Here is a 13,184-nt window from a genome sequence, read left to right as displayed (position 1 = left end):
CTCAACACATCACTAAGAAAATATTGAGAGCTTTCATGGCAATAACACTTAAATTTTTCAAGAGATACTTATTATTCTTTCTAAAGGAATTATAGTAGCTTGTTTTAGAATTACTTCTTTATCAGTAATTCCCCAAATAGTGGTTTCTACTTTTTTTAAACCTTTATTATCAACAAATACAATTCTTACTTTTTGACGTTCTAAATTTCCTAACGATAAGGCTCTTTGTAATTCTAGAATTCTATCTATTTGATCTTTTCTTTTATTAAGGACATCCTCTTTAGGAAATGTTAGAAATTTAATTTGTTCTTTTTCTATAGGCTGAGCATTTATGTTTGGGGACATAGGAAAAAAATTAGGTTAATTTTGGGGCTTTTATAATCCGTTAAGATTATTAATTATGCTAAATATATGCATTTTATCTTATAAAAACTGCATTTAAACGATTTTTTTAAGTAAAAAAATATAAATTCTATAAGAAATAGGTCTCATTTTATATTTGAGTTTAATTAGATAACATCTAAGTAAAACGTTGATGATTTGTTTATAAGTATCATTAATATTAGTTCAATAAAATAGATAGTTTACTTAAATTTCGAAGCTTATAAAACATAGAAGACTTGGAAGAATATTTAGCTGGATTAAATGATGCACAACGTGCTCCTGTACTGCAGAAGGATGGCCCTATGATTGTGATTGCTGGTGCTGGATCAGGAAAAACGAGAGTTCTTACTTTTAGAATAGCATATTTAATGAATCAAGGAGTAGATTCATTTAATATACTATCCCTTACTTTTACCAATAAAGCAGCACGTGAAATGAAGAAGCGTATTGCAGATATTGTTGGAGCAAGCGAAGCAAAGAATCTATGGATGGGAACATTTCATTCTATTTTTGCTAAAATATTAAGAATTGAAGCTGATAAATTAGGATATCCTTCTAACTTTACTATTTATGATACGCAAGATTCCCAGAGATTAATTTCTTCAGTGATTAAAGAAATGGGATTGGATAAAGATATCTATAAATATAAACAGGTACAATCCCGCATTTCTTCCTATAAAAATAGTTTAATCACAGTAAAAGCATATTTTCAGAATGCTGAATTGGTTGAAGCAGATGCCATGGCAAAAAGACCCCGAATGGGAGAAATCTATCAACATTATGTAGATAGATGTTTTAAAGCCGGTGCCATGGATTTTGATGACTTGTTACTAAAAACTAATGAATTATTAAATCGTTTTCCAGAGGTCTTAGCAAAATATCAGAATCGTTTTAGATATATATTGGTGGATGAGTATCAGGATACGAATCATTCGCAATACTTAATTGTAAAAGCATTATCGGATAAGTTTCAGAACATATGTGTAGTAGGAGATGATGCTCAAAGTATATATGCTTTTCGTGGAGCAAATATCAATAATATTCTTAATTTCCAGAAGGACTACGATAATGTACAACAGTATCGATTGGAGCAAAATTATAGATCTACAAAAAATATTGTTGAAGCAGCTAATTCTATAATTGATAAGAATAAAACAAAACTCGATAAAGTTGTATGGACAGCTAACGATCCCGGACCAAAAATTTTAGTAAATCGATTATTAACAGATGGAGATGAGGGTAGATATGTAGCAAGTTCTATTTTTGAAAATCAAATGCAGCATCAATTGACTAATGGTCAATTTGCTATTCTGTACCGAACAAATGCACAATCCAGAGCTATGGAAGATGCACTTCGAAAAAGAGATATTAAATATAGAATTTACGGAGGGTTATCGTTTTACCAAAGAAAAGAAATCAAAGACGTTTTAGCGTATCTTAGGTTGATTATAAACCCAAAAGATGAAGAAGCTTTAAAACGAGTTATCAATTATCCTGCAAGAGGAATTGGAGCTACTACAGTAGATAAATTAGTAGTAGCTGCAAATCATTATGATCGATCTATTTTTGAAGTTATTGAAAATTTAGACCGTATAAATCTAAAAATTAATAGTGGGACAAAGACTAGACTTGAGAACTTTATGAATATGATTAAAAGTTTTCAGGTTACTAATCAAACTTCTGATGCTTTTGTGTTATCAGAAATGGTTGCAAAGAATACTGGTCTTTTACAGGAACTTAAAAAAGATGGTACACCAGAGGGAATTGCCCGTATAGAAAATATAGAAGAACTATTAAATGGTATTCGTGATTTTGTTGAAGAACAGAAAGAATTAGCAGATGAGACAGGGTCTTTAGCTGAGTTTTTAGAAGATGTGGCATTGGCAACAGATCTTGATCAAGATACAGGGGATGATGATAGAGTGGCTTTAATGACGATACACTTAGCAAAAGGATTGGAGTTCCCATATGTATACATTGTAGGTATGGAAGAAGATTTATTTCCTTCTGGGATGAGTATGAATACACGGTCAGAGCTAGAAGAGGAGCGAAGACTGTTTTACGTAGCACTTACAAGAGCCGAGAAACAGGCATATTTAACTTATACTCAATCACGTTATAGATGGGGAAAATTAGTAGATGCAGAACCAAGTCGCTTTATAGAAGAAATAGATGCTAAATATTTAGAGTATATCACACCAATAGATACATATCGTTATAAACCATTAGTAGATACTGATATTTTTGGCGAAGTTGATAAAAGTAAACTTAGACTTAAGAAACCTGTTTCTGGATCACCGCCGGTTTCTCATAAACCATCAGAAGAACAATTACGTAAATTACGTAAATTAAGACCTATATCTAATAACACCAATAATAATACACCAAAAACTAATCTTTTTGACGGGGAATTAGTGCCAGGAACTATGGTAGAGCATATGCGTTTTGGTAAAGGGAAAATACTTCAGCTAGAAGGAGTGGGGCAAGATAAAAAAGCCGAGATTAATTTTGAAAATGGTGGAATCAAGAAATTATTATTACGATTTGCCAAATTAAAAATACTTGGTTAATAGATTGCTGTTCATTCATTTGATAGTCAGTAGTATATGTTTTTTTTGAAATTCTATTCACTTTAAATACCAAAGCTTCTTTTAATTTCTAATCCATAATTTTTTTAGTGGTTTTTTTATTAATCAAGAATTTAATTATTACATTTTTATAAAATCCGTGAATCTTTATCTTGGATAAAGCGGAGAGGTTAAACTCATCAAAATATTAAGTGTTTTTTTGCTTATTCTTCACTTTTTAATATCTCCTGTAAACAAAATATCAACACTCAATCGATTTCGTATAAAAACGACACTCTGATAATTATATTATTTGATTTTTTTTTAGAAATATTTATTACAACGTTTGAGGAATTTTCCATTCGAGAAAATTTCTTTGTTCGTTCTTTTATTAACACACAAACAAAACTTAATTATGAAAAAATTACTCTATTTAGGGGTATTAGTGTGCCTGTTTTTACCTAGGATAGGTATGGCACAATCAGAAAGAAACCTCCCATTTTCTTGGGATAACTTAACAGTTTATTTCCTTATTACAGATCGTTTTAACAATGGGGATACCACCAATGATTCTAATTTCGACCGTTTTCAGGATAGTGGAAATAATGAATTAGATTTTCATGGAGGAGATATCGCCGGAGTTACTCAAAAATTAGAAGAAGGTTATTTTGATGAATTAGGAGTTAGCGCTATATGGGTTACTCCGGTTGTAGAAAATAGGCATGGATTTAATAATCCACCAGCGAATGATCCAGCATTTAGAGATTATCCTTACCACGGATATCATACAAATGATTGGACAGCTTTTGATCCTAATTTTACGAGTGCTGAGGATTTTGAAAAATTTATTGATACAGCACATGATCATGGAATAAGGGTATTGTTGGATATCGTAATGAATCATTCTGGATATCGAACTTATAAGAGTGTAAATGGACAATTAGAATTTGTAGATGAAGATTTTCCTTCTGATTGGGTACGATTACAATGTGGATCAGAAAATGGAGAACTTCCGTGTGATGACCTCACAACACCACTTTTTGGACTTCCAGACATAAGAACTGAATCATTCAACTCTGTAGATCTTCCGCAATGGTTATTGGATAAATGGGATGCAGAAGGTAGAAGACAGGAAGAATTAGACGAGTTAAACGATTATTTTGCTAGAACAGGAAAACCAAGAGCGCCTAGATATTATTTAATCAAATGGTTAACGGATTGGGTTAGAGAATATGGAATAGATGGATTTAGAGTAGATACAGAAAGACACGTTGGAGTTGATGCCTGGGCAGAACTTAAAGATGAAGCCGTTCTTGCTTTAAGAGAGTGGAAGCAAAATCATCCAACTAAAAAATTAGATGATCTTGATTTTTATATGACAGGAGAGCATTCTGGAGTAAATATTATTGGTAATGTTGGAGATCAATTACCAGATGATTTTACTGTTGGGAAATTTAATAGTATGATCAATTTTCGTTCTCCAAAAGAAGCATATACTGATTTAGGCCAGGAAGAAATATTTAGTTCTTTTGCTGCAAAATTGAATAATAATGATGGAGGTTTCAATACTCCAGGAGAATATAATATGATTAGTTACCTGAGATCTCATGATTTTAGCGAATTCTATACTGGTAATATGTTTGAAGGAGCAGTTAAATTATTACTTTCTCCAGGTGGAGCACAAATTTATTATGGAGATGAATCTGGGCGTCAATTTTTTAATGCTACGACATATATTGATGCTGGTTACCGTTCTGATATGAACTGGGATTCTATTGATGATGCTTTATTACTACATTGGAGAAAACTTGGTAAGTTTAGAAGAGAGCATATTTCTATCGGAGGCGGTTCTCATGAAAAATTAAGCGATGCTCCTTACATTTTTAAACGAGAATATAATCGTAATGGTGTAACGGATAAAGCATTAGTTTTTCAAGGACAAGATAATGACTTTACAGGAGCACTTAATGTTTATGGGATGTGGCCTGAAGGAACTGTACTTAAAGATTACTTTTCTGATACTACAGCAACAGTATCTGGAGGAACAGTAACTTTTGGAACTACTTTCGGAATTGTACTAGTGGGGGAGCCTTTTGATCTTTCGGATTCTGTAACATTATCGATAAATCCAGCTTCAGGGTTTTATACAGATGTTGTAACTGTAGAAATGGATGCATCTACAACAGCAGAAGGAGCTACGGTAGATATTTTTTATACCACGGATGGTTCGGATCCTTCAGTTTCCAGTACTCCATATACAACTCCATTTGATATAACCACTACAACATCTATAAAAGCAATAGCCTTTGATTCTGAAGGTAACGAGTCTGATATAGTACCTGCAGACTATATAATCGGTGATGGGTCTCCATTTGATGTGTATTTTAAGAAACCAACAACTTGGTCTTCTGCTTTTATTTATATATACAATCAAAATACAGGGGAGCCATTATCAGGGTTCCCTGCTTGGCCAGGTCAGCCTATGCAAAATGTACAAAATTCGCCTTGGTATTCTTATACTGTAGATCAGAATGTACAAGTTGGTATTGTGTTTAACGATAATGGAGGTGATCAAACTGATGATCTTACTAGAATAACAGAAGGTTGGTATGATAATCAATGGTTTGATAGTTGTCCTGGTGATTGTCCTGGTCCATTAGAATTACCAGTATTAACAGTTAACCCTTTAAACGGAACTTTTGATGGAAGCGTAAGCGTAGAGATGAGTTCCACAAACTCGTCATCTATTTACTATACATTAGATGGAACGAATCCTACAACTTCTGATTTTGAATATAACGGAGAATTCGTAATAGGCAGTGCACCTAGGACAGTTGAACTTAGAGCTGTAGCAATAAATGAAACAGGAAGTTCTCCTATTATTGTAAGAACCTATGTTTTAGAAGAAGAAGTTGATAATGGATATACTGTTAACTTCAGAAAACCTGATAATTGGAGTACAGCGTATATTTACTTGTATGATAGAAATGCGGATACTGCAATTCCTGATTTTCCTGCTTGGCCAGGAATTGAAATGACTCAGTTAAGTGACTCTCCTTGGTATTCTTATGTAATAGATGAATCTGTTGAGGTAGGAATTGTTTTTAATGATAATGGTGGATCACAGAGTGATGATTTATTTAGAACAACAGAAGGTTGGTATAACAACAATTGGACGGATGGTTGTCCTGGAGAATGCCCGGGAATCATTTCTGATAATTCATTTGATGTGTATTTTAATAAACCTGCATCTTGGAATACTGCTTATATATATGTGTATGATAAAAATGCAAATGCTGCAATTCCTGGAGCTCCCGCTTGGCCTGGAGTAGAAATGAATGAGATTGTTGGATCTCCCTGGTATTCTTATGTAATTGATGAATCTGTAGAAGTAGGTATTGTTTTTAATGATAATGGTGCATCACAGAGTGATGATTTATTTAGAACCACAGATGGCTGGTACGATAGTCAGTGGTTTGATAATTGCCCAAGCAATTGTCCATCTCCGGAAGCAATTAAAATATCTTTCGCTGATGCTGAAAAGATTGTTGAAAATAACTCATTAGAATTAGTGAAGGCTTGGCCTAATCCTTTTAAAGAGTCATTGACATTATCTTTTACTGGGAATATGAAAAATAACTACGTTAGTATCGAAATGTATGATCTAGCGGGTAAAAAAACGAATACTACAGTAATAAAAGATACTAAGACAAATAGAGTAACCATTAATACAATTAATCTTCCAAAAGGAATTTACCTGCTTAAGGTAATTTCTGATAAGAATGTAAAGGTTATGAAAATGGTTAAATAGACAATTATTTTGCTGAATGGAAAGCCCGCTTTGGAAGTGATTATCCTTGGTGGGCTTTTCTATGTTTAAGAATTACTTTTTTTAATATAGATAACTGTTTTTTACAACCTTCTTGTAATCTTTTTTCGGTTTAATTTACTGAAAAACAGTTGTTTGTGTCTAGTTAAGATTTGTTTAAGAAAGTTTGGCACACGTTTTGAAATTATACATAACAACTGATATTATTATAATCAACATCAGTTATAAAACATTTATTAATTTAAAATATATAATCATGACAAATTTTATTTCATTAAAAATCAATTGGAGTATATTGAGAAAGTTTTTACAAGAATTACCAGCTGCTAGTAGCCATGCAATTCACAGATAGAATTTTATCAATTTAAACCCCAAAAAAATGTATACTACATACTTTTAATAACTGGATATAAATCTATTTTATGTCCAGTTTTTCTTTTCTTAAGCTAATAGTCCTTTTTCAAAGGCAACTCTGATTAGACCAGCACTATTCCTAACTCCTAATTTCTGAATTAAATTACTACGATGTGCTTCAACAGTTTTTATGGTAACAAATAGTTTTCCTGCTATTTCTTCGGATGTATACTCTTTTGAAATTAATTCTAAAACCTCTTTTTCTCTTCTCGTTAATTTAGGAATAAAAGATGAAGACCGAATTCCAATGCTTTCGTTCAGGAGTTTATTCTGTAGACTCTTAGGTAAATATGTTTCTCCGCGATAAGTAGATTTAATAGCTTCGATTAGTTCTTTTTTAGAAGAGTTTTTTAATAAATACCCTTTGGCTCCATTACGAATCATATTTTTTACAAAACCCGTTTCGTTATAATTGGAAAGTCCTATAATTGCTATACTAGGATATGTTTTAGCAATTAACTTACATAGTTCTATACCATTACTGTCAGGAAGGTTTATATCTAACAGCAACACATTAGGAGTCGTTATGACAAGTCCATCTAATAATTTTTTTCCAGTGTTATAAGTTGCTATTATTTCGACTAGCTTAGAATCTTCTAACATTGTTTCTAGTCCTCTCAAAACCATAATATGATCATCTAAAATCGAAACAGTTATCATGCCTTTTTTGTTTTATCTAAATCTAAATTAATATGAATAGAAGTTCCTTGGTCACAAGAAGAAATTTCTAAGTCAGCATTTAAAAAACTAACTCTAGATTTTATATTTTGCAACCCTATTCCATAACTTTTAGTATCAAGGTCAAAACCTTTACCATTATCTTCTACAGTAATATATAATCTGTTATTATGATTATTGATTTGAACAATAGCTTCGGTAGCGTTAGCGTGCTTTATTATATTGTTTACTAACTCTTGAATTATTCTGTATATAGAAATTTCTTTTTCTTGCTCTAATACTAAATGATGTCCAAAATATTGAAAATTTATGTTTACTGTATATGTAGAATTTATCTTATCGCATAATTGTTGTATCGCTTGTGTGAGGTTAAAATCTTGTAATATAGAAGGAGCTAGATTATGCGAAATCAAACGTATCTGTTCTACAGTATTATCTAAAAGTTCTATAGCTTCACTATGAAATTGCTTTTCTTTTTCCATTAATTGTGATGATTCTATAGAGGTGATTTTATATTTAATTACAGATAAATCACCATTGATACCGTCATGTAAATCTTGCCCTAGGCGGTTGCGTTCTTTTTCTTCTCCTTTGATTAAGGCTTCTAGTTTTACTATTTCTTGTTGTTTTTGTAAGGCTAGAATCTCATTGTTTTTTATTTTTTGTCGCTGTTTATATATAAATAATAATGTAATAAAGGCTAGTATTGCGGATATTATCGATAGTGTTAAATAAATTTGGTCTTTTTCTTTTTTTAATAGTTGATTTTCCTGCTCTTTGATTGTAAACTCTTTTCGTGCAATTTCTTCATTTTTTTTAGCTAGTTGATATTTTTGATCAAGATCATAAGCGATATATGTTTGTTGTCTAGTGTTGATTGTCTCTTTTATTTTAAGGTATTGATTTTGTGTAGAATAACTTTTTTCGAAATCTTTGATACCTTCCCAATATAATGATGAAAGTTTATAAAAGGATTGTTTATAACTTAGATCACTTATCGAGGGTAATAAAGCGTTTAATCTAGTAATTAGTATTTTTGACTCTGTCCATTTTTTTTTAGAAATGTTCTGTTCGAGATTGGTTAAATAGAAATTAAAAAAAGTATGACTTGATACCTTCTTATAATCGTTACTGTCTATATCAAAGGAAGGAAGTTTGTGAAACTGTTTTGTTTTCCAATATAGTTTCGATCGTAACGTCTGTATTTTTAAACCATAATCAATCGAATTTTTCTTTTTGATCAGATCCGTAACTATATCAAGAGTAGATTCTACTTTTTCATATCTATTAAGATCAAGTAAAATTTTACTTTTTAGAATATATGCTCGACTTATTGCGGTCTCAGGTTTTTTTGATTCTTCAGAAAAATGATCTAATGATTTATTAATATATACTAGAGCTTTAGAAAAATCTTTCACTAAGTAAAAGTTTTTTGCCATTATGGTATAAGAAATTCCTAAATCGTAGTGATTATCTTTTTCAATAAGAGCTATTTTTTTTAAAGTATAGTGAAGTGAAGAATCTATTCTCCCTGCCATGGAATGGGAGATATCTTTTTCATTATAATAATAGCGTAGATTTCTTTTAGAAATGCTATCAGAAATATATCGTTTAGAGATTGAATTTAATACATAAAAACAAGAATCTAGTTTTCCTTCTGCTCTTAATATATTGGCAAGGTGTGAGTTTAGAGAAACAAGACCATTGTGATAGTTGTATTTTTCATAAATTTTAATGCTTTTTCGGACATATATTTTTGCATTAGTGATATCTTGATTAAATCTATAGATGGATGTTTTCGCGCTATAGGCGTAAGCAGTAAATAAGAGGTCATTGTTTTGTAAACCATAAACTTCCATACTATCTATTATGTTAAGCGCTTTTTTATAATCTGGTATATTCAATGCCCTATTTAGCTTATAGTCTAAATGATTTTTTACCGTTAAGGTATCTATATCGTTAACGTGTTGTTGGGCAACTGATATAAAAAAAACGCAAGAAAGAAAACAAAATAAATATGTGTCTTTAAGCTTCATAAGGTTAAGAGATGTATTATGAAGAATTGATTTTAATGAGTTTAAGCTTTTTAAAGGTACGAATCTTTGAAGTCATTAATAAATAATTGTAAAGGTGACTTTTTGATTTATCAGAAAGAACAGCCTGTTATAGTATAACAGGCTGTTAAAGAATTCACAGATAAAACCTTTAATATTAGAAATCTAACGTTCCACTATTAATAATACCAGTATGGTATTGATCCCAATCTGTTTCCGTTTCGCCTTCTAACCATTCATTGGGATCTGATAATATAACAGATCTTCCAGTAGCAGATATCGTCTGATAATCTGGTTGAACATATAGATTAAACTCTCTTACAAACCAATTATCCATTCCTTGTGACTCAAGATGAGCTGTGTTTAATTCGAACCAACATATTGGAAGATTAGGAAATCCAATTCTAAAAAGATAAAAATCATATTGATCTATTTGTCTATCTGGACCATTATCCGAACCGTCATAATTAGTTCCATTGTTTAACAATAAATATCTACTAATGCGTTGCCCTTGATCGGTTGTAAATTCTATCCTTGCTCTCGCATTCGCAGTTGTATCATGATTTTCTTGTTCTCCAGTAAGAGTACGTATTAGAATGAATACTTCGGTACTTGCATTTTTATTTGTAATAGGGTTTTGATGAATATAATCTTTGACCGCTTTATTCCATAAAAAATCTATTTCTTGTTCATTCGTGTTTTTATCAAAGCTCAAATGTAAAAGAGGCTCTTGTACTTCTTTGTTATTTAGATTAAGAGTTTGATCATCATTACCAGTTATACTAGTAAAGTCGTTTTCTTGGATTTCAAGAGTTTCTGTTGATACATCTGTTTTTTCACAGGAGATCATTAAAAATACTCCAATTACGATGGATGTACACATCCATGAATTTCTAAAATTTATCATTTGTTTTAGTTTTAAGAATAATTGATTCTACTCATTTTTATACAGAACAGTAGAATATCTTCTGTCATTAGATCCCTTTTTTCGGCGCCAATTTGTTTTCCCTTAATAGCTTTATAATTACAATCTGCTAAAAAAGATGTGTATGGGTTCTAATTGTATGGTGCTAAATTACATTGGGCAATATTCTTATTTTTAGGAGTCAACCATAGAATTTAAAAATTAGGGTATACCCTTACATAATATTATGATCTGTAGTTATAGTTTTTTTGAAACCATTTCTAGCATAGACTTGTTTTTAATGCAATTCGTAATATTTACGGATAATCCTTAGTTTTTATAATAACGAACCGTTGATGATCATAGTGGTTTTCAGGGGTATATTTTCACTGAATATCTGGTTGATCTAAGAGGTGTTGTTTTCTAAATTTGGAATAACCAAAAAGAACTATTGTTTATTCTTCGAAACCTAATTTATTGTCATTGAATACATTTAGTTAATAAGAATAAAAGCTTGTTATTTTATTTGGTTACACAAATTAATCTTAAAACTCAGCAATGGCACTTCAATCTAATATCCAAATTTTTATTGGGGGAGTTTCTATAAAAGCATATAAGAAACTTACACTTAAGCAAGAAATTGATGATCATCATACGCTAGAAATTTTATGTCGTAAAGATGTTTTAGAAAAGGTTTCTGATCTTTATGAAGATGAAAGCAACGATTTTTTAGGGCAAACTATTATTCTTTCTATTTCATCATTAGATTCCGTTAATGTTTATAAGGAATTAAAGTTTAATGGCGTTGTTACTGAGGTAAAAGTCACCAATGGGTTTCATCAATCCATGGGAGATTCTATTTTAATCAATGCTAAAAGTAATTCTATACTTACAGATGATGGGCCTCATTATGCCTCATTTAGTGACGAAAACTTAAGTTCTATTCTAACAGGTGTTTTTCAAAAATACGATCGTTCAAAATTAAATACCTCGATAACTACGAGATTTAATAGTCCATTACACTATTGTGTACAGCAAGGAGAAAGTAGTTTTCAGTTTGCGAGTAGGTTATCTGCCCAATATGGAGAGTGGTTTTATTATGATGGCGAAAATTTAATATTTGGAGAGCCACAGAACTCAGAAGAGGTTGTGTTAACCTATGGTTTTGATCTACAAGAGTTTTCTAGGCGGTTAGAACCTAGGTCGAATAGTTATTCTTTTTTTACTAATGATTATTTGAGTAATGAAAAGCATGAAGTTGGCACTTCGGAAATTACTAGTTCTATTAATGGGCATAATGGATTTGCTTCTAATAAAAGCAAAGAAATGTTCCCTCATAAAACACAAGTATTTTTAAATACTTATAATGATACTCAAACTAAACAAAGACTTGGTAATTTAGTAAAGGAACAAAAAAAGGCAGAAGAAATTAAACAGGTAATTATTACCGGTAAAAGTGATAATCCTGGTGTTAGTTTAGGAAGAATAGTAAAAATAAAAGAAAAAAATAACAATCAAGGCGTTTATAGAATTATCAAAATAACGCATACAGCAACCGAAAATGGGAAGTATATAAATCTTTTTGAAGGAATTGCAGTAGATCAAGATGTATATCCTAATACAAATATCTTTAAGATACCTAAAAGTGAGACTGAGGTCGCTACAGTTACCGCTAATGATGATCCAGAAGGAATAGGTAGAATAAAAGTACAATTAAATTGGCAAAAACCGCTGGGAGTTTACACGCCTTGGCTTCGTGTAATGACTCCGCATTCTGGAGGAGATAAAGGATTTCATTTTATTCCAGAGGTAGGAGAAGAAGTATTAATAGGTTTTGAGGGTGGAAATGCAGAGAGGCCTTTTGTCATGGGCGCATTGTATAATGGATCTGAGAATCCATCAGGATGGAAAACAGATAAAAACAATGTAAAAGCTATTAGAACTCGAAGTGGCCATACCATTGAATTAAATGATACTGATAAAGGGGAGTTTATTACTATAAAGGATAAGAATGAAAATCTAATTCATATCGATACAGCCAATAATAACATTACCATCACTGCATTAGAAACCATGACATTGAATGCAAAGAATTTTGAAATGAATGTTAAAGAGGATGCTTCATTTAATATTGGTAGAGATACAACAATTTATACAGAGAGAAATTTTGACACCTCTTCTTCTAATCATACAAATACAGTAGAAAGTAAAATGAAAAATACTATCGGAGGTGATTTAATTCAAAATAGTGGTAATGCAGAAATTCAGAGTAAAAGAAATATGAAGATTGCTTGTGGAGCAACAGCTTCTTTTCAAGGAGGAGGAAATGTAAAAATTAGTAAAGGATAAACGTA

The 13,184-nt window shown here is 31.2% G+C and carries 7 protein-coding genes; 3 read left to right on the top strand and 4 right to left on the bottom strand.

The genetic code is table 11. The annotated features are described in order from the left end of the window. Nucleotides 1–57 precede the first annotated feature (57 nt). A complete protein-coding gene (locus tag NMK29_RS11440) occupies nucleotides 58–345 on the bottom strand; it encodes a hypothetical protein (RefSeq protein ID WP_108805541.1) in 288 nt (95 codons plus the stop codon). 275 nt (nucleotides 346–620) lie between these two features. On the opposite strand from NMK29_RS11440, the gene NMK29_RS11435 reads away from it, so the two are divergent. Both NMK29_RS11435 and NMK29_RS11430 read left to right on the top strand, forming a co-directional pair. Next, nucleotides 621–2,954 (top strand): ATP-dependent helicase, encoded by a 2,334-nt coding sequence (locus NMK29_RS11435; RefSeq protein ID WP_108805542.1) that lies wholly within the window; start codon nucleotides 621–623, stop codon nucleotides 2,952–2,954. 412 nt (nucleotides 2,955–3,366) lie between these two features. Then, the gene (locus NMK29_RS11430; RefSeq protein ID WP_108805543.1) at nucleotides 3,367–6,762 is read left to right on the top strand and encodes a starch-binding protein; all 3,396 of its coding nucleotides are present in this window, start codon (nucleotides 3,367–3,369) and stop codon (nucleotides 6,760–6,762) included. Nucleotides 6,763–7,221: 459 nt separating this feature from the next. Here the strand turns inward: NMK29_RS11430 and NMK29_RS11425 are convergent, their stop codons facing one another. The 3 genes from NMK29_RS11425 to NMK29_RS11415 all read right to left on the bottom strand — a co-directional run bounded on the left by NMK29_RS11425 (nucleotide 7,222) and on the right by NMK29_RS11415 (nucleotide 10,833). Continuing rightward, on the bottom strand, nucleotides 7,222–7,854 hold the full coding sequence (locus tag NMK29_RS11425; RefSeq protein ID WP_108805544.1) for a response regulator transcription factor: 633 nt from the start codon (nucleotides 7,852–7,854) through the stop codon (nucleotides 7,222–7,224). After that, complete coding sequence (locus tag NMK29_RS11420; RefSeq protein WP_108805545.1) at nucleotides 7,851–9,908, bottom strand: sensor histidine kinase; 2,058 nt, start codon at nucleotides 9,906–9,908, stop codon at nucleotides 7,851–7,853. The genes NMK29_RS11425 and NMK29_RS11420 overlap by 4 nt, the downstream gene beginning before the upstream one ends. A gap of 175 nt (nucleotides 9,909–10,083) precedes the next feature. Next, nucleotides 10,084–10,833, bottom strand: coding sequence for a hypothetical protein (locus NMK29_RS11415; RefSeq protein WP_159092366.1), 750 nt, complete (start codon nucleotides 10,831–10,833; stop codon nucleotides 10,084–10,086). Nucleotides 10,834–11,388: 555 nt separating this feature from the next. Here NMK29_RS11415 and NMK29_RS11410 point away from each other — a divergent pair. After that, entirely contained in the window at nucleotides 11,389–13,179 is a 1,791-nt protein-coding gene (locus NMK29_RS11410) for a type VI secretion system Vgr family protein (protein WP_108805547.1), read from the top strand. Nucleotides 13,180–13,184 lie beyond the last annotated feature (5 nt).

The sequence above is a fragment of the Aquimarina sp. Aq107 genome (assembly GCF_943733665.1).
In the GTDB taxonomy this organism is placed as follows: Bacteria; Bacteroidota; Bacteroidia; order Flavobacteriales; family Flavobacteriaceae; genus Aquimarina.
The sequence above is the reverse complement of the archived record's forward strand: the minus strand, read 5'-3'. Positions and strand labels throughout refer to the sequence as shown.

Bases quoted from the DNA above. Each gene is read 5' to 3' on its own strand.
- NMK29_RS11440 (WP_108805541.1), bottom strand. From the start codon at position 345: ATGTCCCCAAACATAAATGCTCAGCCTATAGAAAAAGAACAAATTAAA.
- NMK29_RS11430 (WP_108805543.1), top strand. From the start codon at position 3,367: ATGAAAAAATTACTCTATTTAGGGGTATTAGTGTGCCTGTTTTTACCT.
- NMK29_RS11425 (WP_108805544.1), bottom strand. From the start codon at position 7,854: ATGATAACTGTTTCGATTTTAGATGATCATATTATGGTTTTGAGAGGA.
- NMK29_RS11420 (WP_108805545.1), bottom strand. From the start codon at position 9,908: ATGAAGCTTAAAGACACATATTTATTTTGTTTTCTTTCTTGCGTTTTT.
- NMK29_RS11415 (WP_159092366.1), bottom strand. From the start codon at position 10,833: ATGATAAATTTTAGAAATTCATGGATGTGTACATCCATCGTAATTGGA.
- NMK29_RS11410 (WP_108805547.1), top strand. From the start codon at position 11,389: ATGGCACTTCAATCTAATATCCAAATTTTTATTGGGGGAGTTTCTATA.